Raw genomic sequence first — 26,328 nt, forward strand, 5'->3', positions numbered from 1 at the left:
CGCGGATCGGGGGATCCGGGCGCCCATGGCCCGCTACAACAGACCGGCGCTCCCGGCGAGGGCGGCCGCCTCGGTGCGGCTGGACACCCGCAGCCGGCGCAGCAGGCCGGCGGTCAGGCGCTTCACCGTGCGCTCGGAGACGTGCAGCTCGGCCGCGATCCGCACGGTCGAGGCGCCGTTGGCGATCAGCCGGAGCAGGTCGCGTTCCTGGTCGCTGAGCGACTCGGTGGCCGCGCTGACCGCGGGCGGGCCGGCCAGCACCGGCAGCAGGGCGGCGGGCATCACGGCCCAGCCCTCGAGCGCGGCCAGCAGCGGCGGCAGCAGGGAAGCGGGCTCGCTGCTCTTGGGCAGGAAGCCGACCGCGCCGGCGTGCAGCGCGGCCACCGCCAGGGCCGGGTCGTCGTCACCGGACATCGCCAGCACCCGGGCGCGTGGGGAGGCCGCGCGGATCGCCGAGATCGCCCGGATCCCGCCCGCGGTCACCGGCCCGCCCCCATGCGGCATGTGGAGGTCGACAAGCACGAGATCCGGCACCGCGTGGCGCACCACGCTCGCCGCGTACGCCGCGTCCCCGGTGGACGCGACCACACTCACCCGGCCCCCGGTCGCCTCGGGAAGCAGCAGCTCAAGACCTCGGAGGAACAACTCATGGTCGTCGACGATCGCCACCCGAACCGTTTTCTGCATGGCGGCGGCATGCCCCGGGCGCGGCCCGTCATGCGTTTGATCCGGCCCCGGCGCGAGCCCGACCCGGGCGTGGTTCTGCTGCGCAGCGTCTGTCACGAGCTGCGACCCCCGATGGCCACGCTGACCGCGCTGGTGCAGGCGCTCGAGCGGGACCAGCCGGAGGAGCGGCGCGGCGAGCTGGCCCGGCTGGCCGCCGAACACGCCGTCCACGCGCAGGCCGTGCTCGGGCAGGCCGCGGCGGCCGCCGACGGGCTGACCCCGGCGCGAGCGCCCGCCACCACGCTGGCGGCGATCCTGCCGGCCGTCGAGGCCGCTTTCCCCCCGGCCGAGTCGGAACGGCTGACCGTGGCGACCGGTCGCGGCGCGGCCGCCTGGCCGGTCCATGCCCAGCACACCCGGCAGATCCTGTTCAACCTGATCGACAACGCGATGCGCTACTCCCCCGGCCCGGTGCGGCTGGTCGCTCGCCGCTGGGGCACCCGCCTGCGGTTGAGCGTGTTCGACACCGGCTTGCCGTCGCGGGAGCTGACGACCGCGCTGCGCCGCCGGACACCGCCGCCGACCGACCGCGGCCTCGGGCTGTGGGTCGTGCGCGGGCTGGTGACCGCCGCGGGCGGCACGATCAAGTCGCGGGCGTCGTCGCCGGGCAAGTCCGTCCAGGCGTCGCTGCCCCGATACCGCGCCTGACCCCCCGGTGCCAGGGCTGGCCCCCGCGGACCGGTGAGGGCGGGAACCCGATCGGCATGGTTTTCCGTTCACTCGTTCTCGGTTGCTGGCTCGCGGCCCTGCTCGTCCTGGCCGAGCGGGAACCGCGGACCGTCCTGATCGCCCTGTCGCTGGTCACCCTGTGGACGGTCGCTCTGCTGCGCGACCGTCGTCCGGGCAAACAGGCCCGTTTGGAAACCCGGCCCGCCGGTATTCGCCCCTCATGAGACCCCTGACCCGTACGGCGCTGGTGGTGGCCGGCGTCGCCGGTGGCGCCGCCGCCGTGACACTGGCCCGCCGCGCCCGGAGTTCCGCGGAAGATCGGCGCTGGCATTCCCTGACCGTGTTCCGTCCGATGGCCGACGTCGGCGAGAACCTGCCCGAGGAGCTGCGTACGCTCGACGTCAAGCTGGTCGCGGCGCCCGGCGACCGGGGCACCGAGGTGCACGCCCGGGCCTTCGACGGCGGACCGCCCGACAAAGAGGTGCAGCGGATCCTGCGGGAGAGCCGCTCGCTGCTCGAGGTGGGCGACGTCCTGCGTCCCGGCGGCCCGACCACGACTCCGACGCTGCTCAACCGGCCCCTGCGCGCGGTCACGCGCCGGTCCCGTACGGGAGGAATGCTGTGAAGGCTCTGCAGTGGAACGGCGTGAACAAGCTGGCCGTGGGCGAGGTGCCCGACCCCTCGATCATCAACCCGGGCGACGTCATCGTGAAGGTCAACCGGACCGTGACCTGTGGCTCCGACCTGCACCTGCTCGGCGGCTACATCCCGTTCATGGAGAAGGGCGACGTGCTCGGGCACGAGTTCGTCGGCGAGGTCGTCGAGGTCGGCGCCGAGGTGGGACGGCACCGGCGCGGCGACCGGGTGGTGGTGTCCTCGTTCATCGCGTGCGGCAAGTGCTACTTCTGCTCGCAGAAACTGTTTTCGTTGTGCGACAACGGCAACACCAACCCGGCCATCACCGAGACGTTGTGGGGTCACGCCCCCGGCGGCTGCTTCGGCTACTCCCACGCGATGGGCGGCAATCCCGGCAGCCACGCCGAATACGTGCGCGTGCCGTTCGCCGACGTCGGCGCGTTCACCGTGCCCGACGAGGTCACCGACGAGCGGGCGCTGTTCGCGTCGGACTCCGCCTCCACCGGCTGGATGGGCGCCGACATGGGCGGCGTGAACCCGGGCGACGTGGTCGCGGTGTGGGGCGCCGGCGCGGTCGGGCAGATGGCGGCCCGCGCGGCCCAGCTGCTCGGCGCCGACCGGGTCATCCTGATCGACCGCTACGACTACCGGCTCCAGCAGGCCGAGAAGCAGTTCGGCGTCGAGACGCTCAACTACGAGCGTACGAACGTCGCGCTGGAGCTGCGTGAACGCTCCGGCGGGCGGGGTCCCGACGTGTGCATCGAGGCGGTCGGCATGGAGGCGCACACGCCCGGCCCGCAGAACGTCTACGACCAGGTCAAGCAGCAGCTGCGACTGCAGACGGACCGGCCCTCGGCGGTCCGCGAGGCGATCCACGCCTGCCGCAAGGGTGGATCGGTCTTCGTCCTGGGGGTCTTCGCCGGTTTCGCCGACAAGTTCCCGATCGGCGCGATGATGAACAAGGGCCTGACCGTACGCGGCGCCCAGATGCACGGCCAGCGCTACATCCCGATGCTGCTCGAGCGGATGGCCAAGGGCGAGCTGGTGACCGAATACCTGGCCACCCACGTCATGCCGCTGGACGAGGCGCCCGAGGGTTACCGCATCTTCAAGGAGAAGGAAGACAACTGCATGCGGTCGGTGTTCCTGCCGGGCTGACCCTTACGACGCGGGGACGCCGTAGGTCAGATCCATGGTGTCGGTGTGTCCCGGCCAGGTGAGGGTGAGACGCCAGCAGCCGGGCCGGGGCAGATCGACGATCGACGGGCCGGGGCCGCCGCCGACCTCGGCCCCGGCGCGGACCGTGGTGCCGGCCAGCTCGGCGGTGATCTTCAGGCTGCCGCCGGGCTCGTACGGGTCCCGGGCCACCCAGAGGATCTTGTTGTTGCGGTCCTGGGCGGGCGGGCTGACCAGCGGGTAGCCGAAGATGACGGCCATGATGCCGCCCTGGTCGCTGTAGACGTGCCGGGTGCCGCTGCCGTCCCCGCTGAAGCCGCCGCGGGCCCACTCGGGCAGGGCGTCGGTGCGGACGGTTTCGCCGCACATCTCAGCGGAAGCCGACGGACTCGGGGGCGGCGGGTCGTTGGCGGTGCAGCCGGCCAGCAGCAACACGGCGGCGACGGCGAGTGTCCTCATGACCTGCAGACACCGCCGGCGCCGGCCGGGTTCCCGTCAGTTCGCCCAGTCGATCTGCGGCGAACGGTAGAAGTCGACGCCGCGAGCCGTCCAGCGCGGCCCGTAGGCGCCCAGCCGGGTCCGGAACGACTCCCAGTCCCGGGCCGGCGACCATCCCAGCTCGGCGATCGCGGCCAGCCGTGGGAAGGCCATGAACTCGATGTCGTCCAGGCTGCGCAGGGTTTCCGACCAGAGCGGCGCCTCCACCCCGAGAACAGCGCTTTCCGGTACGCCGGTCACGTGCGACCCCGGATCCCAGTCGTACGCCGTGCGCACCTCGATGTAGCCGGCCCAGCTGAGTCCGAGCCGGGTCGACGGGTCGTACTTCTGATCGATGTACGCCAGGTTGGCCGGCGACATGATCACCTTGGTGCCCTGGGCCACGGCCGCCGCCAGGGTCGCGTTCTGCGTGGTCAGCCCCCAGTACTGGGCCACCGCGGCGGCGGCCTCCGGGGCGGCGGCGATCTCGTTCCACCCGTACGCGGTCTTGCCGTACTTGCGGACCAGCGGAAGCACCCGCTTCTGGAACGTCAGGTAATCGGCCTCCGGCGTCGCGTGCGCCTCGTCACCGCCGATGTGGATGTACGGCCCCGGCGTCATCGCGGCCAGCTCGCGGATCACGTCCTCGACGAAGCGGTACGTCGTCTCCGACCCGATGCACAGCGAGCTGTACCCGACCGCGGTGTCCGTGCGCGGCGGCGGCGCGACCCCGTCGCAGGTCAGTTCCGGATACGCCACCTGGGCCGCGTTGACGTGCCCCGGCATGTCGATCTCGGGCACGATCGTCACGTACCGGCTGGCCGCGTACCGCACCAGATCGCGGTAGTCGGCCTTGGTCAGGTAGCCGCCGCCCACCCCGTCGACGCCGGTGCCGGCCGCCCCGCCGACCGTCGTGAGCCGCGGCCACGAGTCGATCTGGATGCGCCACCCCTGGTCGTCCGACAGGTGCAGATGCAGGTAGTTCACCTTGAACTTGCTGATCTCGTCGATGTGCCGCTTGATCTCGGCCGGCGTGTGGAAGTGCCGCGCGATGTCGAGCATCGTCCCGCGATAGCCGAACCGCGGGTAGTCGACGATCTCCCCACCGGCGACGGTGCGCGCCCCGCTCAACGGCACGAGCTGCTGCAACGTCTGCACGCCGGCGAACAGCCCCGCCGCCGTCGAGGAGCGCAGGGTGATGCCGCGCTTCTTCACGGACAGCTTGTAGCTCTCCGGCTGCGCCCCCACCCGGCCCATTTCCAGAGCGATCTTCGGCGTACGCCCGGACGCGTGACCCACCACCCGCAGGCGCAGCGCCTCCCCCAGCCGCTCCCCGACCGGCCGCGCGCCGCCCGGCGCCTCGATGACGGTGCCCGGCGTGAGCGTGAACCCGGCGCCACCCGGCCGCACGTCCACCGGGGCCGGAATGACACTGCCCAGCGCCACCGCGGGCGGGGCGGCCTGGGCCGGGGCCGCCGCTCCGGTCAGCGGGAGGGCGCAGGCAAGGAGCACAGCAAGACGGGTGCGCATGCCCCGACCGTACATAGTCTGCCGTCAATCTGTGAAGAGTCTTGCCCGTCCGCTCAGCTCCAGGCGCCCATCGCGGCGACCGCAGCTTCGATGAGGTCGGCGTCGGCCGGGGCGTGCTCGATCGTGCTGCGGTAGTAGAGCGGGCCGATGGCCAGGGCGGCGGCGTTGCGGCTGGACACGGCCGGAGTGAGCTCGCCCCGCGCCTGGGCCGCGTCGAGCGCGGCGGCGAGGCGGCCGGCCAGGATGCCGGCGAACCGCGCCCGCCGAGCGTCCATCTTGTCGTCCCAGAGCGCGGCGCCGGCCAGGATCGTGGACACGGCGCGCACCTCGTCCATCTCCAGCTCACGGGCGAGCGCGGTCAGCTCGCGCCGCAGCCAGTCCCGGGTCGGAACGGTGGGTTCGCCGAGAAACGGCATCGGCACGGTGGCCATCGCCTCGCCCAGAATCTGGTCGGCGCGCGGCCAGTGCCGATAGACGGTCGCCCGGCCCACCCGCGCCCGCTCGGCCACCAGCGCGTGCGTGACCGCGCCCGGGCCCTTCTCCAGCAGCAGCTCACGAGCGGCCTGGAGGATGGCTTCCCGGCTGCGCTGAAATCGCGGATCCGTCTCGGCGTTCACGTCCCCCAGCTTATGAGACGTCTTGACTCATAGTCCACGTCGGTGCATGCTTCCTCTATGAGACAAGATGTATCACAGCGGTTGAGGATCGCCGTCCTTGGCGCATCGGGGGCCACCGGACGGCTGGTGGTGGCCACGGCTCTCCGACGAGGTCACACGGTCGTGGCGCTCGTCCGCCGGGCGGGCACCTTCACGCCCCGGCCAGGGCTCGAGGAAGCGATCTGGCCCGAGGTCACCGACGTCCCGGCCCTGGCCGGCGCCCTGCCCGGCGCCGACGTGGTGATCAGCGCTCTCGGCGCAGCGCGGAAGGGCCCGACGACGGTGTGCACCGACGGCATCCGCTCGACGCTGCCCGCGATGGACTCGGCCGGCGTCGCCCGCTTGATCGCCGTCAGCGCCCACGGAGTCCTGGAGAGCCACGACAAATCGCTCTACTCGCGCGCGGTCTGGGCCGGGGTGCCGGACCGGATGCGCGACAAGGAGGCGATGGAACGGCTGATCACCGCGTCGGGCCTGGAGTGGACGATCGTGCGGCCGCCGAAGTTGTCGGATGACCCGGCCACCGGGCACAGCCGGATCGGCACGGCCCGGCCCGTACGGGTGTGGAGTTCTGTGGGCCGCGCCGACCTCGCCACCTTCCTGATCGAGGAGGCCGAGACCCCGCGGTACGTCCGGGCCCGCCCCCGGATCACCCGATGACCATCGAGCTCCCCGATCTGACCGGGAAGGTCGCCGTCGTCACCGGCGCCACCGGCGGCATGGGCCTGATCATCGCCACCGAGCTCGTCCACGCGGGCGCGCACGTCGTCACCGTCGCCCGCGACCCGGCTCGCGCCGACGCCCTCCGCGCCCACCTCGGCCCCGGGATCGACATCATCCCCGGCGACCTGTCCCGGCGCGACGACGTCACGGCGGCCGCGCGGATCATCGCCGCCCGCCACGAGCGGATCCACCTGCTGATCAACAACGCCGGGGCACACTTTCCCGGGCACCGCGTCTCGGCCGACGGTCTCGAGATGCACATCGCCCTCGACTATCTGGCCGCCTACGGCCTGATCACCGGGCTGGACGGACCGCTGCGGCGCGGCCGGGCCCGGGTGGTCAACGTGGCCAGCGACACGCTCAACGACACACGGCAGATCAAGCTCGCCGGGAAGCCCCGCCCGGCGGTTCTCGACCTCGCCGGCGTCGGCGACCTGGCCGAACTGAACCCCGAGGAGGGGTTCGTGCCGTTCGAGGCGTACGCGCGGGCCAAGCTCATGACCGTCACCGCCGGGCACGCCCTCGGCCGGCGTTTGGCCCCCGACCAGGTGACCGTCAACGCCGTGCATCCGGGCATCGTCGCCACCGACATCATCGACGACCTGGTGCCCGCGCTGCTGCGCCCGTTCGCCGCGCTCCTTCGCCGCACCATGCTCACCCCGGCCGAGGGCGCCGCGACCACCCTGCGCCTCGCCACCGATCCGGAGCTGGCCGGAGTCACCGGCCGATACTTCAACCGGGGCGTCGAGGCCGCCACTCCACCGGTCTCGCACGACCCGGCCACGCAGCAGAAGCTTCTCGCGCTCAGCGCGGCGCACTTCTCGCGCGGGCGGGCTACCGCAGCGCCTGCAGCACGCTGGTCATGATGGTGGTCAGCGTGGGCGCCTGTTTCCGCAAGGGTTCCTGGCCGGCGGCGGTGCCCGGGTCCGCGGTGATGACCACGTACGCGTTGCCCGAGTGCGTGGCCATGGAGACGTACGGGTCGTCGTACCAGGCGAAGGCCCCGTTGTCGCCGGTGCCGGGCAGGGTGACGAAGTCGGTGTACGAGTCCGATGTCGAGCCCTGCTCCGCGTCGGCCAGGGTCGTGGCCTGGGCCGCGCCGCTCGCACCGCGGAACGTCCGCACGTCGATCTCGATGCCGGGGGCGGCGGCACCCGGCCTCGAATATCGGCAGACGACATAGTCCATCTGCGCGCCCGGCACGAGCCGGTCCAGCGCCCGTTGCTCCTCAGGCACCGTCTTGCCCGGCAGTTGTCTGCCCTCGGCGCCGACGCCGTACGGTGCGGCGGACAAGCTCGGGCAGCCGGCGGCGAACACCGGCGCCGGCGCCGGCGAAGCGCTCGCGGCCGGCTCGGAGTCCGGGGTGCAACCCGCGACCGCGAGCATGAGCATTCCCGCGGCCCAGTACCGTCGCCGGCCCATATCGTCTCCCCGTCCCGTGATCAACGAGCCCGAACGATAGCGAACCCGTATCGGCCCGGCCCTTCCCCGGCCCGCGAGGGTGACGTCGCTTTCGGGGCCGTCCGATCGGCTACCGCGTGCTCCCCCGCGCGGACCGAATGGCGGCGCCGCCGCGCTCAAGATCGTCGGCTCCGGTGTCAATCAGTCCGCGATGCGACGAGGCATATGTACGTTATGCGAGCAATGCCCTGGCCAGGGAGCACCGCATTCCACTGACCTGAATTCTGGAGGGCTCACCATGCTCAAGACACTCGCCATCGGCGTCTCGGCCTTCGCCGCGCTGCTCACTTCGACTCCCGCTCAAGCGTCCCCCGCGTGGACCTCGGGGCCGAAGGACGACATGGTCATCGACGTGGTGTCGGCCAACGGCTCGGGCTGCCCCTGGGGCACCGCCGACGTGAGCGTGTCACCGGACAGCAAGGCCTTCACCGTCACCTACAGCGCGTTCACCGCCCAGGTCGGAGTGGGCGCGAAGCCCATCGACTTCCGGAAGAACTGCCAGCTGGGCCTGAACGTCCACGTGCCGCAGGGCTTCACGTACGCCATCGCCCGCACCGATTACCGTGGGTTCGCCCGCCTCGAGCGGGGGGCCTCCGCGACCCAGACCTCGTTCTACTACTTCCAGGGCGAGCGGCAGACCACCAAGAGCCGGCACAACTTCAGCGGCCCGCTCGACGGGGACTGGCAGCGCACCGACAGCATCGGCATCAGCTCGCTGGCCTACCACCCCTGCGGCGAGGAGCGAAACCTCAACGTCAACACGGAGCTGCGGGTCAGCGCCGGCCGGTCGGACACCAAGAAGACCACCAGCATGCTCACCATGGACTCCACCGACGGCAACCTCGACACCGTCTATCACCTCGCCTGGAAGAAGTGCTGACCACAGCACTCCCCCGGGCGGGCCGGGCCCCGTGGCTGTCCACGAGGCCCGGCCGCACCGCTGCCTAGGCGGCGGGCGGGGTGACCTTGACGGTCATCAGCGGGATCAGGCCGGTGATCTGGGTCTTGACCTCGATCTTCACGCCGGCCCCGGCCACCTTCACCGAGTTCTGCGGGTTGGCCGCGTTCCAGTAGCGCAGCGGGTCGGAGTCGTTGAAGGCCGGGATGGCCGGCTGCTTGGGCACCGAGACCGGGACGCCGTTGCGGTGGAACGTGACCGGGTCGGTCTTCTGCAGGCCGAACGAGGCGTCGAAGGGCTGGCGGCGGTTGCCGAGCAGGGCGCCGTCCGGGAAGACGACCGGGGCCGGGCGGGCATCCACCGGCAGGGCCAGGCCCGTACCGGGGTGGCGGCTCGTGTTGTTGTTGCCGACGGCCGGGTTCACATACCAGACCACCAGGCCGTCCTGGTACGGGAAGCGCTCGGCCCAGTCGGGCCTGGTGTCCTGCCAGCCCCAGTTGTACGGGCCGGTCTTGAGCACTTCGTCGTAGCCGGTGTACGTCCTGTATTCGGCGGCGTAGTACGAGCCGTCGGCCAGCGGCACCACGACCGCCTGGGGCAGCACACCCTCGCCGCGCGCGGCCGATCCGAGGGTCACATATTTGGACTTGCCGGGCTTGACGGTCACGAAGTTGGACCAGCCGAGGAAGATCTTCTCCCAGGCGCCCATGTAGCCGGGCGTCGAGCCGATCGTCGGGGCGCCGCGGCCCAGCCAGGAGCCGGCCGACATCAGCGTCCAGAAGCCGGTGCCGTTGTCGCCGCCCGCCGTGTCGTACAGGTCGGGCAGGCCCAGGTCGTGGGCGTACTCGTGGGCGAAGACGCCAAGGCCGCCGTTCTCCGGCTCGGTCGTGTAGTCGCCGATCCACAGGCCGGTGTCGCCGATCTGCACGCCGCCGGCCAGGTTGTTCGCGGGTCCGGCGGTGCCGTCCAGGTCCGAGTACGCGTACCACCGATGCGACCAGATCGCGTCGGCGCCCTGCGCCCCGCCGCCGGCCTCCTCGCCCTCGCCGGCGTGGATGGCCTGGAAGTGGTCGACGTAGCCGTCCGGCTCGTTGAAGTCGCCGTCTTTATCGAAGTCGTCGCGGTCCCACACGTCGAAGGTCTTCAGGTATGCCTTGATCTGCTCGGGCGTCTTGCCCGCCGCGACCTGCGAGTCGTACCAGGCGGTGGCGCTGTCCTTGATGAAGTTCCAGTACCCGTCGTCCTCGCCGATCTCGTTGCTGCCGTAGCGGGCCTCGTTGTAGGGCACCTTCACCCACTCGGAGATGTCCCCGCCGACCGTGTACCGGCCACCCGACTGCTTCGAGTAGAAGGTCGTCATCGACTCCTGCTTCTTGTCGAACAGGAGTTTCTTGTAGTACGCCGGGCTGAAGTCGGGCGCCCAGATCGTCGAGTTGTCGTTGGCCCGGTCGGGCTGGGCGATCCGGTTGTGCACCGGTCCGGGGGTGCCACCGGCGGCCGGGTAGACGGCGTCGCCGAACTCGACCAGGAACGTGAGGATCGGGTCGGTCTTCGTCTCCTTCTTGCGGTATTCGACGAAGCGGTTCTGGCCGAGCTTGATGACCTCCGATCCCGTACGGGTCTCGCTCGTGACCTGGCCTGCGATGAGCTTCTTGAGCGCCTCGGTGCGTTCGGCCTCGCGCTGTTCGCCCAGCGGATGCGGGAGGTTGTCCTCGCCCAGCGAAGCTTCAACGGCGGCCGGTGAAGCGGCGGCGTCGGTGCCGGGTGCGGCGGACGCCGGGGTGGCCGTGAGACCGGCGGTCACCGCGATCGCGGAGACGGCGGCCAGCACGACGGTACGTTGTTTCAAGGAGCACTCCTCAAACGTTCAGAGGTAAGCCGGACGCTGAGCACGCTCGTCGAACTCCGTTTCCGGCGCGGGTCAGGATCATAAAATCTCATGCATCTCGATATGTCGATACAGAGGATCGTGACGGCGGCCCGGGCGGGCGCGTCCGAACCGGTCCTCGAGGGCCTGCTCTGGGCCACCTGGAAGGAGGTCGTGGACGCGGCCGCCGAGGCCGGCGAGCAGGACCTGGACGAGCTGGTCGCGCTGCTCACCCGCGTACGGGAAACCGATGTCGAGGGTGTGCGCGTCGGCGGGCGGCGGCTCTTCGGCGACCTGCCGATTTTCGGCGCGCAGATGCGGGAGGCATGGAATCTGGTGCCGCCGGACGACCGCAGCGTCGAGTCGTGGACCCGGCTGAACGGCTTCGCGGCCCGGCTGACCGCGGCCGGCATCGACTTCTCGCTGTTCGGGCTGTGGTCGATCGGCACGGCGCTGGAGACGTTCGCCGACCCGGCGGAGCACCTGCCGGCCGCCGTCGAGTGGTTCGAGCAGTGCGGGCCCGAGCTGGCCACCGCGACCCGGCACCGGCGCACGTTCGGGCCCGGACCCGGCCGGCTGCGCGAGCGGGCCGAGCACGAGGGGCTGTCCGAGGGCGGCTTCAACCTGCCCCGCTGGACGTTCTGGCGCAGCCGTCTCGAGGGGCTGGCGGCCGGCGGCGATCCGGTGGCGCGGCGGGGACTACGGGCGATCCGTCAGGCCGGCACCGTGCTCTTGTCCTGAGTTACGGCTGTTCGCGCGCTCGATCTGATTAGTCCGGCTAGCGGCTCGTGGTTATCCGATCATCACGGCTTTTGCTATTGGCGTCCGGTGACCATGCGCGGATGTCGCGGTTACGTTAAGTTCGTGTTCTTCATTTTTGTGATGTGTTTCGGGCTCGCAATCGTGATCTTCGCTGTCCGGTCCGGACGGGGCGCCGAGGGCCTGCCGGTGCGGACCGGCGCTCATCGGGCCAGGACGGAGGAGCCGGCGGAGCCGGAATCTGTTTCCCGGCCGGCCGAGCACGCTCTCGACCGCTCCGAGGGCAGCACCAGGGTCGTGCGGACACATCCCGTGCTGTCCGACCGGCTGATGGATGCGCCCACGGGCCGTCTCTATCCGTCCAACCGCCACCGCGTGCCGCCGTGGCTGCCGGGGTCACGCGAGTCCGCGCGCGAGCCCTTCTGAGCTTCGCCCGACACGCTGCACCTCGTTGATGGTGGACCAGAGGATGCGCGGGGCGGTGGCGCCCTGAACAGTGGTGACCGTCTTGGCCCGGCCGTGCCGGTAGGCGACCGTGAGCCGATAGGAGTAGAGGTCGCAGCAGGAGTTCTTCGGCTGGTACGAGCCGCGCAGCGACCGGAACTCGGCGCTGCCGGCCAGGCGGAGCGGGCGCCGGCCGCCGGCGGTCGAGCGGTCGACGACGAACGTGTCGTGCCGGCCGGCGAACCCGCCGGTGCGTTCCATGACGATGGACTCGGCCGGCGGCGGCGCGGCGTACGCCGGGGTGCCCGGCAGGAACGCTGCCGCACACGCAACGGCCAGGGCGGCTTTCATGGTGCGTCCCATCGGGGTCTCCTCGGTGTCGGCCTCTCCTGAACAACCGCCCGCCGGGATCTTGGGATACGCGCCACCGCCTAAACTCCCCGCTGTGCGGATCGGTGGATGGCGCCTGGGCGTCGCTCTCGCGGGGCTGGTTGTCGTTCTCGCCGTGGGCGCCCTCGGCCTGGTCCGGTGGAACGCGGCCGGCGTCGCGCATGCGATCAGCCCGCCCGAAGGAGCGGAGCTGCCGGCGCCGGACGGTCCGGGATTCGACCGGGCCGTCCTCGACCGGGCCGGCATCGTCGCGCGCAGCCTCCGCAGCGATCGGGGCAAGCCGGTCGTACGGGCCTACCGGCTGCCGCCCGGCTCGCCGTGGCTGCGGTCGCGCCAGGTCGTCGCCACGCAGCTCGACCACTGGGAACAGATCGGGGACTGCGCCGACAACCCGGAGGCCACGATCGTGGAGTGCGGCTGGCGCGAGCCGACCCGCTGGTGGCCGCGCGAGGTCCTGATCACCATGCTGCGGCTGCCGCCGCCCGGCGGACACGCCGCCGACCGGACTGTTCCCACCTTCCTGATCATCGGTTCCAGCCCGGGCAGCTGAACCCGCGGCGGGCAGTCCGTCAGTACAGGGGTGTGAATGTCGAGGAGGCCGCGGCCGAGCTTCAGCGGGTGATGACGGCGCTGGCCCAGGGCCACCCCGGGGCCGGCGCCGACGATCTGAGCCGGGCGGTCGACGAGCTGGCCCCCCACATCGGCGAGGACGAGACCGCGGCCCTGCGGGCGGTGGCCGAACTCCTGACCGGCTATCAGCATCGGGACGTGGCCGCGCTGACCGCCTATCCGGGCCGGCTGGCCGAACTGCGGGCCCGGCTGCCCGCGGACTCGCCGCTGCGGGACGAGCTCGACTCGCTCATCGGGATGGCCGAGTTCATGGCGCGCAACGTCACCCGGCCGCGCGGGGGCCGGTTCGCCGCACCACCCGAGGTCGGAGGCTCGTTGCCGGCCCCCGTCCAGCAGGCTTTGCGGCTGCTCACGGCCGGGGAGGCGGTGGCGCCCAAGGTGGTCAACAAGCTGCGCCGCGACGCCGCACGGATGGATCTCTCGCCGATCAACAAGGCGTACCTGTTCGCGTTGATCGGGCTGATCGGCTCGGGCCACGGCAACCCCGCGCTGGACTGGGTCTCAATCCGCGACTTGCGGATGGCCGCCATGCATGCCGCCGAGGGAGACCCGCAGCGACCGTACTACCTGCTGATACTGGCCGACGCCCTGCTCAACCGGGCCTGGGCGACCAGCCAGGCGCCGAGCGGGGTGTCCCGGATGATCACCCGGATGTCGGTGCGCCCGATGTCCGGCGCGCTGCGGGACGCGGACGAGGGGATCGCGCTGCTGGAGCAGGCGCGCGACCTGGCCGGCTGGCCGGGGCACCCGCACTGGGCGATGATCTGCCTGCGGCTGGGGCTGGCCTACCGGATGACCGGGCGCGATGCCGAGGCCCAGGTGGTCGGGGCCGACGGGTTGCGCGGGCACATGTGGCAGGTGCTGATGCAGGCGCACACCGCGGCCGCGGCCGCCGTCGTGACGTGGGCGGCCGACGACGCGCTCGAGGTCGCCGGCTGGCACGCCGTCGACGGTGATGCCGAGGGCGCGGCCGCGGCGCTGGAGGCGGGCCGTGCGCTGATCCTGCACGCGACGACCGAGACCCGGGACGTGCCGGAACAGCTGGCCGCGGCGGGCCTCGACGACCTGGCCGGGCAGTGGGCCGCGCTGCCCGCCGGGCTCGAGGCCAAGCCGGCCGCGCTGCGCCACGCGGTCTTCGAGCGGCTGGTCGAACCGCGCCGCCTGCTCGACCCACCGACCGGCGACGAGATCCGGGCGGCGCTGATCGCCCTGCAGAGCGACGCGCTGGTCTACCTGGTCCCCGAGGACGACCAGGCCGGATGCGCGGTCATCGTCCCGGCCGACGGCCCGGCCACGATCCTCGAGCTGCCGGGCCTGACCGATCCGCCCCGGCCCGCGATCGCGACCGCGGCCGAGCGCGACCTGGAGCCGCAGCAGATCAACGACGACGGCGCGTGGGCCTGGAACGCGGCGATCGGGCCGCTGCTCGACGAGCTGGCCGGGCCGGTCGGCGGCCGGGAGCCGCGGCTGGTGCTCATCCCGATGGGTGAACTCGGCACCGTGGCCTGGCATGCCGCCCGATCGGCGGGGACGTACGCGATCGAGCGCGCCACCATCTCGTACGCCCCCTCGGCCCGGATGCTGTGCCGGGCGGCCACGGCCGGGGCCGGGACGGGCGGCCCGGCGCTGATCGTCGGTGACCCCGACACCGGCGGCGCCGCTCCCGACCTGCCCGCCGCCCGGGTCGAAGCGCACACCGTCCACGACCGCTTCTTCCCGCGGGCCCGCTACATCGGCCGCCCCGCGGACACCGCCGACGGCACCGGCAGCGCCACCGAGGTCGAGGCGTGGCTGGCCGAGGACGCCGAGACCGGCGGGGTGCTGCATCTGGCCTGCCACGGCGGCGTCCGGGACGACCAGGCCTACCTGCTGCTGGACGGCGGCGAGCGGCTCAGCGCCGACCGCCTGGCCACCGCGACCCGCAACGGCCGGCGCCCCGGCCTGGTCGTCCTGGCCGCCTGCCGCAGCGCGGTCTCCGGGCGGGGCTGGGACGAGGCGTTCAGCCTGGCCGCCACCTTTCTGGCCGCGGGCGCCGGCTCGGTCGTCGCGGCCCAGTGGGGCCTGCCCGACCGGGCGACGTCCGAGCTGATGGTGCTCTTCCACGAACGCATCGCGGCCGGCGAGCGTCCCGCCGACGCGCTGCGCAAGGCCCAGCTGGCCTCGCTGGACCGTCCGATCACCGACTGGGCCGGGCTGATTCACTTCGGGCGGTAGAACCGGGCCAGGTTTCCCGTGGGAGCGCTCCCGGGTATATCGAGCGCCGTGATCATGGCCTTGCTTCTCGACCTAGCCAACATCGTCGGCGGGTTCCTGCTGGCGATCTCACTGCTGCGGCGGGTGCCGCGGGCCGGGGACGCCCTCGGCCGGGGCGCCGACCGGGTGGCGCCGTTCGGGTGGATCGTCGGCGTGGTGGCACTCGTCGCGGGCGGCTACTACCTGCTCGTGCACCTGTTCGACGGGCCGCGCGTCTTCCACTTCGAGGTGGTCGGCATCCTCGTCGGCGTGGCGCTGCTCTGGGACCGGCTGACCAGACGCACGGCGCCGCCCGCCCTGCTGCTCGCGATCTTCGGCCTGATCGCCATCGTGGTCGGCCTGCAGGGCCTGGTCACTCCGGATTAGGGCGTGTTTCGTGGCTGAGCCCGGCGCAGGTCGGGACCAGCCACGAAACACGCCCTGGCCCCGAAGGCCGCAAAGTGCACCGGCCGGCGGGTGGCGGGCCGGGCGTAAGATCCGCGAATGAGCGCCTTCGATACGAGCGTGCCGCATCCGGCCCGCCGCTACGACTACTGGCTCGGTGGCAAGGACAACTTCGCCGCCGACCGGGAGTCCGGGGACGCGATCGCCGCCCAGTTCCCCGGCATCCGCACGGCCGTGGTGGAAAACCGGCGGTTCCTGCGCCGGGCGGTCACCTATCTGGCCGGGTCCGAGGGCGTACGCCAGTTTCTCGACATCGGCACCGGGCTGCCCACGGCCGGCAACACGCACGAGGTCGCTCAGCAGGTCGCGCCCGGCTCGCGGGTCGTCTACGTCGACAACGACCCGCTCGTGCTGGCCCACGCCCGGGCGCTGCTGACCGGCGCCACCTCCTACGTGGACGCCGACCTGCGGGACCCCGCCACGATCATCGCCGAGGCCCGCCGCACGCTCGATTTCGACCGGCCGATCGGCCTGATGCTGCTGGCCGTGCTGCATTTCATCACCGACGACCAGGACCCGTACGCGCTGGTCCGCACTTTCGCCGAGGCCTTGCCGCCCGGCAGTTACGTGGCCCTCTCGCACGCCTCGGGGGACTGGCTGCCGCCCGAGGTCGTCGCGTCGATCACGTCCGGCCGCCACGGTGCGGGCCGGCTGCGTTCCCGCGACGAGGTCAGCCAGTTCTTCGACGGCCTCGACACGCTGCCGCCGGGCGTCGTACCCCTCCCCCGGTGGCGCGACGACACCGAGCCGCCACCGCGCCCCGACCCCGCCGAGGTCTCCATGTACGCCGGGATCGCCCGCAAGAACTAAGGCGAGACGGCTTCCAGCGCCGGGCGGTCCCAGTCGGCCAGGTCGGCGGCGGCCAGGTAGGTCGAGCGCAGGAACGTCAGCAGGGTCGCGTCGGGGTCGTCGGAACCGGCGACGGTCTCGTAGGGCAGCACGCACTCGCGCAGGGCCTCGTCGTAGAAGGCCGCGTTGCGCTCGGCATAGCCGGGGGGCTCCGGATAGGCGTACGCGTAGAACGCACCCTCCGCACCCCCGCCGGGCCAGAAGCCGAAGCTGGCCAGCTCGTGGGAATAGCCCTCCTGCATCACCCACGGCGGGCAGTTGGGGGCGCCGCCGGGGTGCGTCGGGGCCTGCCGGCCGGAGAAGCGGGTGTAGGCCAGGTCCATCGCGCCCCAGAAGAAGTGGACCGGACTGGCCTTGCCGACGAACTCGGACCGGAAACGCTCGAACACCCGCTGGGCCTGCAGCAGTTGCCGCCAGAACAGCTGCGCGGCCTGACCGTCGTACGAGCAATGGGTCTGGTCCTCGGCGAAGGGGATCGCCGACTCGACCTCGTTGGGCACCGCGTGGATGGTCGGCTCGATACCCAGCGAGGCCAGCGTCTTCATCGTCTCGGCATAGAAGGCGGCCACCGTCTTGGCTTCCAGCGTCACCTCACCGGCGCGGCCGTCGCTGGTGCGCACCCGCAGCCGGTGATCGAGGAAGTCGAACTCGATGTCGAACACCCCGCCCTCGTACGGGACCGCCGACGTGCTCAGCCCGCGCGCGCTCGGATAGAGCGTGACGTGCCACCAGTGGTTGACCGGCGGCGCGTAGGCCATCCGTACCTTGCCGACGATCTGCGTCCACATGTGCAGCGTGTCGCGGGTATCGGTCCAGTCCGCCACGAGAAGCCGTGGCCAAGTCGAGTTGCTCACCGGTCAAGAGTGCCAGGCGCGGCCACGGGATGGTTGCGTTCCAGGGCCGCGCCCTCGACGTCGACGTTGGGCAGCAGACGGTCGAGCCAGCGCGGGATCCACCAGGCCGACCGGCCGAGCAGGTGCATGACGGCCGGGATCAGCAGCATGCGTACGAGGAACGCGTCGGTCAGCACGCCGAAGGACAGCCCGAAACCGAGCGACCGGATGATCGCGGTGTTGGAGAAGATGAAGCCGCCGAACACCGAGATCATGATGATGGCGGCGGCGATCACGACCGTACGCCCGGCGCGCACACCCTGACGCACCGCCAGCCGGGCCGGGGCGCCGTGGGCGTACGCCTCGCGCATGCCCGACACCAGGAACAGCTGGTAGTCCATGGCCAGCCCGAACAGGATGCCGATCAGGATCGTGGGCAGGAAGCTGAGCACCGGGTTGGGGTCGTGCACGCCGAAGACCCCGCCGACCCAGCCCCACTGGAAGATCGCGGTGAGGCCGCCGAACGTGGCGAACAGCGACAGGATGAACCCGAGGGTCGCGGTCAGCGGCACCAGAATCGAGCGGAACACGAAGATCAGGATGAGCAGCGACAGGCCCAGCACCAGCCCGAGATAGCCGGGCAGCGCGTCGGCCAGCTGCTCGGAGATGTCGATGTTGCCGCTGGCGCTGCCGGCCACGCCGAGCCGCACGTCGGTGGGCAGCGGCGAAAGCTCGCGCAGGTCGCGGACGAGCTGCTCGGTGGACGAACTGGACGGGCCGTCGGCCGGGATGACCTGGAACGCGAACAGGGTCTTGTCCTCGGACTGCCCGATCGGCGCGACCGCGACCACGTCGTCCAGCGCGAGCAGCCGGTCGGCGATGCGCACCTGCTCGGCCACCGAGGCGGCCTGCTCGGTGACCGGCTGCGGCACGTCGGCCACGACCAGCAGCGGCCCGTTGACGCCCGCGCCGAACTTGTCCTCGATCACCTTGTACGCCTGGTACTGCGTGGAGTCCTCGGCCTCGGAGCTGCCGTCGGGCAGGCCGAGGCGCATCGACAGGGCGGGCACGGCGATCGCGAGCAGCACGGCCAGCCCGCCGATCACGGTCAGCACCGCGCGGCCGGTGCTCATCGGCTTGTTCGGAACCTGGCCGTGGTGGGCCCGCCCGATGGCCGCGCGGGCCTTGCGGCGCAGGATCCGCGGGCCGAGCAGCGACAGCAGGGCCGGGGTGAGGCTGACGGCCAGCATCACCGAGACGGCGACACAGATCGCGCCGACCGTGCCCATCATGCCGAGGAAGCCGATGCCGGTGACGTTCAGCGCGAGCAGGGCGACCAGCACGGTCGAGCCGGCGAAGACCACCGCGTTGCCCGACGTGCCGTTGGCCAGCCCGATCGACTCGTGCAGCTCGACACCGCCGAGCAACTGGCGGCGGTGCCGGTTGAGGATGAACAGGCAGTAGTCGATGCCGACCGCCAGGCCGAGCATGACCCCCAGCACGGGCGTGATCGAGAGCATCTCGACGACGCCGCTCAGCGCGAGCGACGCGGTGACGCCGATCCCCACGCCGACCAGGGCGGTGACGATCGGCAGGGCCGCGGCGAGCACCGCCCCCAGCATGATCATGAGGGTGATCGCGGCGATGACCACACCGGCGACCTCGCCCACGCCGAGGATCTCGGGAACACCCTGGGTGATGTCGTTGGAGAAGTCGGCCTCGACCCCGGCCGGCACGCCCGCGCCGACGTGGTCGACGACGCTGTGCTTGGTCTCCGGGGTGACGTCGAGCCGGGCCTCGGTGAAGATGACCTGCGCGACCGCGGCGGTGCCGTCCTCCGACACCGTACGGATCCGGGCCGACATGTCGATCAGCTGCTGCGACTGGTCCAGGGTGGTGCTCTGCGCCTCGAGCTGCTGCTCGGCCACCTCGCGCTGGGCCGCGGGCAGCTGCTCGACCTGGGCCCGGCCGGCTTCCAGCTTCTGCCGCCCGGCGGTGATCTCGGCGGCCCGATCCGCCAGCTGCTGCTCGGTGCTGAACGGGTTGGTGGTGGCGGCCACGCCGTCCAGATCGGCCGTGCTCTCGAGGAGCTTTCCGATTTCCGTACGCTGGGTGTCCGTGAACGCCGACCCGTCGGCGGTGTGGAACACGATCGCGCCGTTGCCGCCGCTCGCGCTCGGGAACCGCTCGGCCAGCTTGCCCGAGACCTCCTCGGTGGCCGTGCCCGGAATGGTGACCTGCGACGACAGCGCGCCGCCGAAGGCCAGGTAGCCGGTGACGGACAGGGCCAGGACGGCGACCCAGGTCAGCACCACGGTCCAGGCGCGGCGGGCGCAGAAGCGTCCCAGTCGGTACAGCAGTTCAGCCATTGATCCGGTTCTCTCGAGGAGGGACGTCAGTAACCGGTACGGATATGGTCGATCAAACGGTCGAGCAGTTTCTGCCAGTGTGCGCGGGCCTGCCGGCCGGTGCCGGCGCCGGTGTCGGCTATCCAGTGGTGGGCGATCACCTCGGTGCCGTGCATCAGCGAGCTGACCAGCAGTTCGGCCTCGAGCGGATCGCGGTCGGCGTGGCGCCCGGCCAGTTCCCGGGCCAGATCCGCCGTCGTACGGGAAAAGGTCGCCTGAAAGATCTGCTGGGGCCGCGGATCGTCGGCGCTGAACCCGCCGAGCGCCCGCCACAGGAAGGCGATGGTGCTCGGCACGTCGGTCGCCCGCAGGGCCGCGGCCACGGTCTCGAACATCTCGGCCCGCCCGCCCGCCTCGACGGCGCTCGCGCTGACCTGCCGGCGAAAGGTCTCGATCACGGCCCCCAGCACCTCGGTGCACGCCGTCGTCACCACGTCGTCGATCGAGACAAAGTGGTTGAAGATCGTGCGCCGCGACACGTCGGCCCGCTCGGCCAGCTGATCCACACTGAACCGCGCCGCGCCGCCCTGCTCGATCAGCCCCTTGGCCGCGTCGAGGATCGCCCGCCGGTGCCGGGCCTTGAGAGCAGCCCGCCGATCCGGCGACTCGGTATTGACCACCACGTATTTACACTAAATGCACCGTTGCACGGAGTGCAAATCAGTGGCCCATCCTCTGGCGAGCCAGGCCGGACGCCGGCTCCACATTGCGAACCACAGCCCTCGTCCAGAACGCAGCGGCCAGAGCCGGGTCGTGAAGTGCAGCCGCGATGTCGCCGAGACCGAGCTCCGCGAAGGCGGCGACGTCGACGTCGTCACCCTCGGTAGCGCGATGTAACATCGCGGCGGCCTCCTGCAGCTGCCCTTCCTCGGCAAGCATGCTGCCCAGGCTCAGATGAGCCTGGTGCCGTCGAGACGATTCGGACCCGGCGACCGATCGATAGTTGTCGTACGCCTCGGCCCGTCGCCCTAACTTGCGATCAACGCCGGCCAGATGAAAACGGGCCGAGGTAGCCACCTCGGGGTCCGGTCCCTCGACCGCCGCCAGGAGATACGGCAACGCCGCTTCGAACTCTCCGTCGGACAACAACTCGACGGCCAGAAAATTGGACGCCGTTTGCGTGGCTTGCGGATCACCGGCGGCAATCGACTGGCGCATGAGGTCGAGGGCGGCCGGCCGGTCCCGATCGCGGCACAGCCGTCCGAGGGTGTAGAGACATTGCCCTCGCCAGGCGCCAACTTGCGCGTACTGGCCCTCCACGCACTCGCGCAGAAGCGGTTCCGCTTCAGCACCACGGCCCTGGGCCGCGAGGAGGACACCGAGCCCAGCCACCGCCTCGGCTCGGGCCTCGGCGGACACACCGTGCCCGGCGACGTTGCGGAACACTTTTTCGGCCTGCGGCTGGTCGTCGCGGTCGAGCAGGTCGCGCGCCAGGTCAAGCGCGAAACGATCACCGGCTGACCCCGCGATCGCCGACATGGTCAGCGGGGGTCGAGGCGGCTGAGGTCGTGCCAGGTCGATCGGATCGACCACAATCGCGCCGGAGTCTGTTCCACCGAGGCCCACCAGGGTCGTCGCCACAATGCCGGACTGAGGGTGACGGATGCCCGCCAAAGCCGGACATGCCGCCTGCCTGGGCTTGCGTCCCCACGCCACCCCGACCATGACGTTCACCGCGGCCAGGCGAAGGGCGGCCGAACACACGTCGCACGAACCGTCGCAGCTGAGCAGACCCAACGCCCGACGTCGATACACCCCGGCACTGATGCTGGCGAGGATTCTCAGCTCCGGATGGCTCTGCTGGTAGGCGAGCAGCCAATCCATGCCCCGGATCAGATTCTCCGGAGCACCGCGCCCCTTCTTGTCCGCCACCTTGACATTGATCAGGCGCGAGTCGGCGACGTCGAGACCTTGCACCGCCATGAGCGCCATCATCGAGCCGTGCCCGTGCAGATCCTCGGTTCCCTCACCGGTGAAGTCGACCTCGTCGAGAATCCGTTCGCGGAGGGAGGGATGACCGTGCACGAATCCGGTGTCGACGATGGCAAAGACGGGTGCCGCCGGAGCGCGGTCCTTCCCGACGCCGTCCACGATTGCCTTCAGAGCGTAGAAGTCATCACTACCGCCGCTGCCGGACGGGCGGGCGTACATGAGGTATTGGCCGGTGACCGGATCGCGCACCGCATCGAGGTAGCTCCCTTCCGGATCGTTGCCGAAGACCTCGACGGCGTCCGTCTCGCTCCACTCCATCACCGCACTGCGATCACGATGAGGAAGATCAGGGAGACCAGTGCCAGAAGCAACATCGGCAGCCCGAGCCGGCGAAGCCGCTCCGAAAAGGACAAAGGCGCCGGACCGAAGGTTTCGACGCCCTCAGGGAGGTTCATGGCGACACCGCCGGACAGAACCGCGCCCACCGCCATGACCGCCAGCCCAGCGCCGGTGGCCTTGATATCAACTGGGCCGATCGACGCCTCGAGCGCGGCGTCGTCACTGATGCCGAGGATGGTCAGAACCAATCCGGCGACGACCAGCGCCATGCCGAAGAAGATGAGAACGGTCAAGGTGACCGAGCGACGTTTCGCGGTGCTCTCAGCGGCCATGACAGGCTCCATCGGATTGCGGAGCCCGGAGGCTCCGGAAACTCTTGAGCTACCAACGACGCCGATGCTCCCACCGACGATCCGGGTGGGCGAGCGAGCGTCTGTGATCCGACTCCGTGACCTCGTCTGTTGCCGATCGGGCAACGCCGGAGTCAGCAAAATGGGGTCAGGTCGAGGGTAGGCCAGCGGGTGACCGCCCACTCGGGCCAGCCGGGCCAGCCCGGTGGTGGCTCCGGCAGGGGTGAACCGGCGCGCAGCTCGGCGGCGTCCGGCGCCTCGAACTGCCCGTCCCACAGGTCGAGGTCGGCTTCGCTCATCGGGAACGTGGTGTGCGGTTCGGTGGCCTGGCGGTGGGCGATCCGGGCCCGTTGGACCGTCCGGCCGACGGGCAGATAGACCACCTCGCAGGAGGCTCCGCACGAGGCCGCCAGCCAGCGCAGCGCCGAGCGTTCGTCGCGGGACCAGAGGCCGAAGTCGAGCACGACGCTGGTGCCCAGCCGCAGCGCGTGCCCGGCGACCGTGAGGAGCCGGCCCTCCAGCAGATCGCGGCGGCCGTCGGGCTGCACGCCGTCGTACAGGGAGATCATCCATTCGTCCGGGGTGAACCGCAGCGCTTGGCGCGCGGCGGCGAGCTCCCTGGCCCGGGTGGTCTTGCCCGCCCCGGGGAGCCCGACCATCAGGAGCAGTTCGGCGCGGCCCATGTCACCACGCCCCGGCGAGCTCGTCGGCCCGGGTCAGGTACGGCACCGCCGATGCGGTGTCACCCAGGCGCAGCAGGCGCAGGCCGGTCAGCCGGTGGCGGCCGGCCGGTCCCAGGGCCTCAAGCGACAGGGCGAGGTGTTCGGAGACGGCAACAGGGTGATGGTGGGACATGGATGCTCTCCGGATCACGATGAGGATCCGGCAGCACTGCGTCACGGCTGCCGGAAGGACACTGATCCGGCGGTACGCCCGGCGCCAGTTGCGGCGACCGTCAGACCGCCGCTAGGCGGCGGGGCGAATCTGCATGCAGGCGAAGCAACCCATGCGGGTCAGGATAGCGGCTCGTCCGAGCGGATCAGCGCCCACACGACCTTGCCGCCGGGGCGCGGGGTGGCGCCCCAGTGGGTCGAGGCCGCGGCGACGATGCGCAGGCCACGGCCCGAGCCCGGCCGCATCAGCGTGCTGGTCGCCGCCGGTTCCTCGGGCGGCCGGGGCATCGCCCGGGTGCTGTCCTGCACCGCGATCCGCAGGTAGCGCCCGGTGGAGACGACGGTCAGGTCGAAGGCGGCCCCGGTGTGCACGATCGCGTTGGCCGCCAGCTCGTTGGCCACCAGCCGGGCCGGGCCCCGCAGGTGTGGCAGGCCCCAGGTCAGGCAGGCCTCGCCGGCCACGTTGCGGGCCGCGGCCGCGCTGCTCGGCTGGGCCGGCAGATGCCGGCGCACCCAGCGCGGCACGTTCGCGTGCACCGCCAGCATCGCCTGGGAACTGCTCTCGTAGAGCGCCACGTAGGTGCGGAAACCGCTGAGACCCTCCCGTACGCCGGGAGTCGCCCCGCACAGCAGGACCGGCACTCCCCAGTGGAGCTGGGCGTCGTAGGTGATGGTGGCGAACACGCTGAGCAACGGATCGGCGTCGTGGCAGAACTCCGACAGGTCGACGATCACGGCTGACGGGCACTCCGCGGCCACCTTGGCGATGGCGTGGCCCACGTCGGGCACCGAGGCCGGCGACAGCGCGCCACCCAGGCGTACCGTCGTGACCCCGGTGTCGAGATTCCGGTCGATCACTGTTTTCACCATGGCAGCCTTTGCTCGCACCTCCCCGTCCGTAGCGCCCCTCACGTAACGCCCGGCGGACGGTCGCGCGCAATCCCTGGTCGCGCGCCTATCACCCAATTGAGCGGAGAGTACCGCTACCAATAGTGACATTTATCTGAATTTTGTCCGTTTAGGGATCGTAAGTCAAGAACTAGAGGTCGTAGCGGGGTGGGGGGTACGGATCGCTGCTCACGCCGAGGGCCGCGGCGGGCTTCGCTGGCCGCTACGCGTCCAGAACGCGAAACCCACCACGGCGACGTGCGTGAGTGGTTGCGCCCAAAAGTCAAAAGCCGTCTGGCCTGCGGACGCTGGCCGGCCGAGCGCAAGCCAAAGCCAAGCCCGTCAAGCCGGCGGACGCTGGCCGGCCGGGCGCAAGCCAAAGCCAAGCCCGTCAAGCCGGCGGACGCTGGCCGGCCGGGCGCAAGCCAAAGCCGAGCCGTCAGGCGGGCGGGCGCTGGCGGGACGGGCGGACGATGATTTCGTTGACGTCGACGTCGGCGGGCTGGTCGATGGCGAACTGGATCGCGCGGGCGATGGCGTCGGCCGGGATGGAGTCGCGGCGGTATTCGACCATCGCGTCGCGGGCGTGCGGGTCGCTGATCTGTCCGGCCAGCTCGGACTCGGTGACGCCCGGGGTGATCGTGGTGACCCGGATGCCCGGTTCGGACTCCTGGCGCAGGCCCTCGGTGATCGCCCACGCGGCGTGCTTGGTGCCCGAGTAGACCGCCGACGTGGGCACGACCTCGTGCGCGCCGACCGAGGCGGTGGTGATCAGGTGGCCCGCACCCTGGCGGCGGAAGACCGGCAGGACGGCGGCGATGCCGTACAGCAGGCCGCGCACGTTGACGTCGATCATGCGGTCCCACTCGTCGACCAGCAGCGCGTCGAGCCGGGACAGCGGCATGACGCCGGCGTTGGCGATAAGCACGTCGACCCGGCCGTGACGCTCGGCGGCGTCGCGCACGAAACCGGTCATCGAGTCGCGGTCGGTGACGTCGAGCCGGGCCGGTTCCAGACGCTCGGCCGGCTCGATCGGGCGGCGGGCGCCGGCCACGACGACGTGGCCCGCGGCGGCCAGTCGCCGGGCGGTGGCCGCGCCGATGCCGCTGCTCGCGCCGGTCACCAGGATGATCTTCTGCGTGTCGGTCATGCTCCGACCCTGCGGCACCCGGCGGCGGGCTGGAAGGGTGCAGCACTACCACCCTGGGTAGGCACAACAGGACCAGGCACATCCGCCGCCCCCGGCCTACCGTGGACCCATGCCGACCACCGATCTCGGGGATTTCCTCCGCCGCCGCCGCGCCGCCGTCCGGCCCTCGCAGGTGGGCCTGCCCGATCACGGCGATCGGCGGGTGGCCGGGCTGCGCCGCGAAGAGGTCGCGCAGCTGGCCGGGGTCAGCGTCGACTATTACGTGCGGCTCGAGCAGGGCCGCGAGCGCAACCCGTCGGCCCAGGTGGCCGAGACGCTCGCGGTGGCCCTGCGGCTCGACGACGACGGACGGGCCCACCTGTTCCGGCTCGCGGGGCTGGCCCCGACGGCCCGGGCGGCGTACGGCAAGGATCGGGTCGACCCGGCGCTGGCGCAGCTGATGGATGCCTGGCCGGCCACGCCCGCGCTGGTCTACAACCGGGCCTACGACATCGTGGCGGCGAACGTGCTCGGTGAGGCGCTGTTCGCCGGCCTGCCGCGCAATCTCATGCTGGCCATGTTCACCGAGCCCCGGGCGCGCGACTTCTACGCCGACTGGCCGACCGTGGCCGCGAATTCGGTGGCCGGGTTCCGCATGCAGCTGGGCAAGGCGCCCGACCATCCGCGCATCCGGGCCGTGCTGGCCGAGCTGCTGGAGGGCAGCCCCGAGTTCGCCGACCTGTGGCGCCGCCACGACGCGCGGGGCAAGAGCCTGGACGTCAAGACGTTCCGCCACCCCGAGGTCGGCGAGCTGACGTTGCGGGTGCAGACGTTCTCCGTACGGGGAACCGACGGTCAGGAACTCGCGGTCTATTTTCCCGAGCCCGCCTCACCCAGCGCCGACGCCGTGGCCCTGCTCGGCATGCTCACCCGCTCGGAACAGTCGTAGCTCGCCAAATCGATCGACG

30 protein-coding genes are annotated in these 26,328 nt (G+C 71.4%); 14 read left to right on the forward strand and 16 right to left on the reverse strand.

Translation table 11 applies throughout. The features are described 5' to 3' along the window. Positions 1 to 33 precede the first annotated feature (33 nt). Entirely contained in the window at positions 34 to 687 is a 654-nt protein-coding gene (locus ACZ3I4_RS08935; RefSeq protein WP_465381322.1) for a response regulator, read from the reverse strand. Between the two features lie 30 nt (positions 688 to 717). Here ACZ3I4_RS08935 and ACZ3I4_RS08940 point away from each other — a divergent pair, with 30 nt between their 5' ends. Genes ACZ3I4_RS08940 through ACZ3I4_RS08955 form a run of 4 tightly spaced genes read left to right on the forward strand, consistent with a single transcriptional unit; the run spans position 718 to position 3,189 of the window. Continuing rightward, positions 718 to 1,374, forward strand: a complete 657-nt coding sequence (locus tag ACZ3I4_RS08940) for a sensor histidine kinase (RefSeq protein WP_465381323.1) — start codon at positions 718 to 720, stop codon at positions 1,372 to 1,374. A 56-nt stretch (positions 1,375 to 1,430) separates the two neighbouring features. Continuing rightward, complete coding sequence (locus tag ACZ3I4_RS08945) at positions 1,431 to 1,619, forward strand: hypothetical protein (RefSeq protein WP_465381324.1); 189 nt, start codon at positions 1,431 to 1,433, stop codon at positions 1,617 to 1,619. Next, entirely contained in the window at positions 1,616 to 2,020 is a 405-nt protein-coding gene (locus ACZ3I4_RS08950; protein WP_465381325.1) for a hypothetical protein, read from the forward strand. The genes ACZ3I4_RS08945 and ACZ3I4_RS08950 overlap by 4 nt, the downstream gene beginning before the upstream one ends. Beyond that, complete coding sequence (locus tag ACZ3I4_RS08955) at positions 2,017 to 3,189, forward strand: zinc-dependent alcohol dehydrogenase (protein WP_465381326.1); 1,173 nt, start codon at positions 2,017 to 2,019, stop codon at positions 3,187 to 3,189. The genes ACZ3I4_RS08950 and ACZ3I4_RS08955 overlap by 4 nt, the downstream gene beginning before the upstream one ends. Positions 3,190 to 3,192: 3 nt before the next feature. Here the strand turns inward: ACZ3I4_RS08955 and ACZ3I4_RS08960 are convergent, their stop codons facing one another. The 3 genes from ACZ3I4_RS08960 to ACZ3I4_RS08970 are packed head-to-tail and all read right to left on the reverse strand — an operon-like array spanning position 3,193 to position 5,831. Next, entirely contained in the window at positions 3,193 to 3,666 is a 474-nt protein-coding gene (locus ACZ3I4_RS08960) for a hypothetical protein (protein WP_465381327.1), read from the reverse strand. A gap of 36 nt (positions 3,667 to 3,702) precedes the next feature. Beyond that, the gene (locus ACZ3I4_RS08965; protein ID WP_465381328.1) at positions 3,703 to 5,214 is read right to left on the reverse strand and encodes a beta-N-acetylhexosaminidase; all 1,512 of its coding nucleotides are present in this window, start codon (positions 5,212 to 5,214) and stop codon (positions 3,703 to 3,705) included. 53 nt (positions 5,215 to 5,267) lie between these two features. Further along, the gene (locus ACZ3I4_RS08970) at positions 5,268 to 5,831 is read right to left on the reverse strand and encodes a TetR/AcrR family transcriptional regulator (protein ID WP_465381329.1); all 564 of its coding nucleotides are present in this window, start codon (positions 5,829 to 5,831) and stop codon (positions 5,268 to 5,270) included. A gap of 57 nt (positions 5,832 to 5,888) precedes the next feature. On the opposite strand from ACZ3I4_RS08970, the gene ACZ3I4_RS08975 reads away from it, so the two are divergent. Together ACZ3I4_RS08975 and ACZ3I4_RS08980 are read left to right on the forward strand one after the other, a co-directional pair. After that, positions 5,889 to 6,530, forward strand: a complete 642-nt coding sequence (locus tag ACZ3I4_RS08975; protein WP_465381330.1) for an NAD(P)-dependent oxidoreductase — start codon at positions 5,889 to 5,891, stop codon at positions 6,528 to 6,530. Further along, positions 6,527 to 7,459: an SDR family NAD(P)-dependent oxidoreductase gene (locus ACZ3I4_RS08980; protein WP_465381331.1), complete on the forward strand. Its 933-nt coding sequence runs from the start codon at positions 6,527 to 6,529 to the stop codon at positions 7,457 to 7,459. Before ACZ3I4_RS08975 ends, ACZ3I4_RS08980 begins: the two co-directional genes overlap by 4 nt. On the opposite strand, the gene ACZ3I4_RS08985 is transcribed toward ACZ3I4_RS08980, so the two are convergent. Beyond that, the gene (locus ACZ3I4_RS08985) at positions 7,428 to 8,015 is read right to left on the reverse strand and encodes a hypothetical protein (protein WP_465381332.1); all 588 of its coding nucleotides are present in this window, start codon (positions 8,013 to 8,015) and stop codon (positions 7,428 to 7,430) included. The genes ACZ3I4_RS08980 and ACZ3I4_RS08985 overlap by 32 nt on opposite strands. A gap of 277 nt (positions 8,016 to 8,292) precedes the next feature. Between ACZ3I4_RS08985 and ACZ3I4_RS08990 the strand changes: the two genes are divergently transcribed. After that, on the forward strand, positions 8,293 to 8,934 hold the full coding sequence (locus ACZ3I4_RS08990; protein ID WP_465381333.1) for a DUF4360 domain-containing protein: 642 nt from the start codon (positions 8,293 to 8,295) through the stop codon (positions 8,932 to 8,934). 64 nt (positions 8,935 to 8,998) lie between these two features. Here ACZ3I4_RS08990 and ACZ3I4_RS08995 read toward each other — a convergent pair whose 3' ends face one another. After that, positions 8,999 to 10,801 carry an immune inhibitor A domain-containing protein gene (locus ACZ3I4_RS08995; RefSeq protein WP_465381334.1) on the reverse strand — a complete coding sequence of 601 codons (1,803 nt, stop codon included), beginning with the start codon at positions 10,799 to 10,801 and terminating at the stop codon, positions 8,999 to 9,001. Positions 10,802 to 10,903: 102 nt separating this feature from the next. On the opposite strand from ACZ3I4_RS08995, the gene ACZ3I4_RS09000 reads away from it, so the two are divergent. Next, positions 10,904 to 11,560 carry a DUF3632 domain-containing protein gene (locus ACZ3I4_RS09000; RefSeq protein ID WP_465381335.1) on the forward strand — a complete coding sequence of 219 codons (657 nt, stop codon included), beginning with the start codon at positions 10,904 to 10,906 and terminating at the stop codon, positions 11,558 to 11,560. Between the two features lie 123 nt (positions 11,561 to 11,683). Next, positions 11,684 to 12,004, forward strand: coding sequence for a hypothetical protein (locus ACZ3I4_RS09005; protein ID WP_465381336.1), 321 nt, complete (start codon positions 11,684 to 11,686; stop codon positions 12,002 to 12,004). On the opposite strand, the gene ACZ3I4_RS09010 is transcribed toward ACZ3I4_RS09005, so the two are convergent. Next, complete coding sequence (locus tag ACZ3I4_RS09010; protein ID WP_465381337.1) at positions 11,975 to 12,385, reverse strand: hypothetical protein; 411 nt, start codon at positions 12,383 to 12,385, stop codon at positions 11,975 to 11,977. The two genes, ACZ3I4_RS09005 and ACZ3I4_RS09010, sit on opposite strands and share 30 nt — an antisense overlap. Positions 12,386 to 12,467: 82 nt before the next feature. On the opposite strand from ACZ3I4_RS09010, the gene ACZ3I4_RS09015 reads away from it, so the two are divergent. The 4 genes from ACZ3I4_RS09015 (at position 12,468) to ACZ3I4_RS09030 (ending at position 16,549) form a co-directional block, all read left to right on the forward strand. Continuing rightward, a complete protein-coding gene (locus ACZ3I4_RS09015) occupies positions 12,468 to 12,962 on the forward strand; it encodes a hypothetical protein (protein WP_465381338.1) in 495 nt (164 codons plus the stop codon). A 32-nt stretch (positions 12,963 to 12,994) separates the two neighbouring features. Next, the gene (locus ACZ3I4_RS09020) at positions 12,995 to 15,256 is read left to right on the forward strand and encodes a CHAT domain-containing protein (RefSeq protein ID WP_465381339.1); all 2,262 of its coding nucleotides are present in this window, start codon (positions 12,995 to 12,997) and stop codon (positions 15,254 to 15,256) included. Between the two features lie 54 nt (positions 15,257 to 15,310). Beyond that, positions 15,311 to 15,661 carry a hypothetical protein gene (locus tag ACZ3I4_RS09025; protein WP_465381340.1) on the forward strand — a complete coding sequence of 117 codons (351 nt, stop codon included), beginning with the start codon at positions 15,311 to 15,313 and terminating at the stop codon, positions 15,659 to 15,661. A gap of 117 nt (positions 15,662 to 15,778) precedes the next feature. Next, complete coding sequence (locus ACZ3I4_RS09030) at positions 15,779 to 16,549, forward strand: SAM-dependent methyltransferase (protein ID WP_465381341.1); 771 nt, start codon at positions 15,779 to 15,781, stop codon at positions 16,547 to 16,549. Here the strand turns inward: ACZ3I4_RS09030 and ACZ3I4_RS09035 are convergent. The 9 genes from ACZ3I4_RS09035 to ACZ3I4_RS09075 all read right to left on the reverse strand — a co-directional run bounded on the left by ACZ3I4_RS09035 (position 16,546) and on the right by ACZ3I4_RS09075 (position 25,381). After that, a complete protein-coding gene (locus ACZ3I4_RS09035) occupies positions 16,546 to 17,442 on the reverse strand; it encodes a DUF5996 family protein (RefSeq protein WP_465381342.1) in 897 nt (298 codons plus the stop codon). The two genes, ACZ3I4_RS09030 and ACZ3I4_RS09035, sit on opposite strands and share 4 nt — an antisense overlap. Beyond that, a complete protein-coding gene (locus ACZ3I4_RS09040) occupies positions 17,439 to 19,790 on the reverse strand; it encodes an MMPL family transporter (protein ID WP_465381343.1) in 2,352 nt (783 codons plus the stop codon). The genes ACZ3I4_RS09035 and ACZ3I4_RS09040 overlap by 4 nt, the downstream gene beginning before the upstream one ends. A 26-nt stretch (positions 19,791 to 19,816) precedes the next feature. Then, positions 19,817 to 20,452 (reverse strand): TetR/AcrR family transcriptional regulator, encoded by a 636-nt coding sequence (locus ACZ3I4_RS09045; RefSeq protein ID WP_465381344.1) that lies wholly within the window; start codon positions 20,450 to 20,452, stop codon positions 19,817 to 19,819. A gap of 37 nt (positions 20,453 to 20,489) precedes the next feature. Beyond that, positions 20,490 to 22,079: a tetratricopeptide repeat protein gene (locus ACZ3I4_RS09050; protein WP_465381345.1), complete on the reverse strand. Its 1,590-nt coding sequence runs from the start codon at positions 22,077 to 22,079 to the stop codon at positions 20,490 to 20,492. After that, positions 22,079 to 22,432, reverse strand: a complete 354-nt coding sequence (locus ACZ3I4_RS09055) for a hypothetical protein (protein ID WP_465381346.1) — start codon at positions 22,430 to 22,432, stop codon at positions 22,079 to 22,081. Before ACZ3I4_RS09055 ends, ACZ3I4_RS09050 begins: the two co-directional genes overlap by 1 nt. A 152-nt stretch (positions 22,433 to 22,584) precedes the next feature. After that, positions 22,585 to 23,133, reverse strand: coding sequence for a P-loop nucleotide/nucleoside kinase family protein (locus ACZ3I4_RS09060; protein WP_465381347.1), 549 nt, complete (start codon positions 23,131 to 23,133; stop codon positions 22,585 to 22,587). A 1-nt stretch (position 23,134) separates the two neighbouring features. Beyond that, complete coding sequence (locus tag ACZ3I4_RS09065; protein ID WP_465381348.1) at positions 23,135 to 23,305, reverse strand: hypothetical protein; 171 nt, start codon at positions 23,303 to 23,305, stop codon at positions 23,135 to 23,137. A 158-nt stretch (positions 23,306 to 23,463) separates the two neighbouring features. Further along, positions 23,464 to 24,201 carry an ATP-binding protein gene (locus tag ACZ3I4_RS09070; RefSeq protein ID WP_465381349.1) on the reverse strand — a complete coding sequence of 246 codons (738 nt, stop codon included), beginning with the start codon at positions 24,199 to 24,201 and terminating at the stop codon, positions 23,464 to 23,466. Positions 24,202 to 24,670: 469 nt separating this feature from the next. After that, the gene (locus ACZ3I4_RS09075) at positions 24,671 to 25,381 is read right to left on the reverse strand and encodes an SDR family oxidoreductase (RefSeq protein ID WP_465381350.1); all 711 of its coding nucleotides are present in this window, start codon (positions 25,379 to 25,381) and stop codon (positions 24,671 to 24,673) included. Between the two features lie 109 nt (positions 25,382 to 25,490). On the opposite strand from ACZ3I4_RS09075, the gene ACZ3I4_RS09080 reads away from it, so the two are divergent. Then, positions 25,491 to 26,309, forward strand: coding sequence for a helix-turn-helix transcriptional regulator (locus ACZ3I4_RS09080; RefSeq protein WP_465381351.1), 819 nt, complete (start codon positions 25,491 to 25,493; stop codon positions 26,307 to 26,309). Positions 26,310 to 26,328: the final 19 nt, after the last annotated feature.

The organism is Actinoplanes sp. NPDC021490 (genome assembly GCF_055562135.1).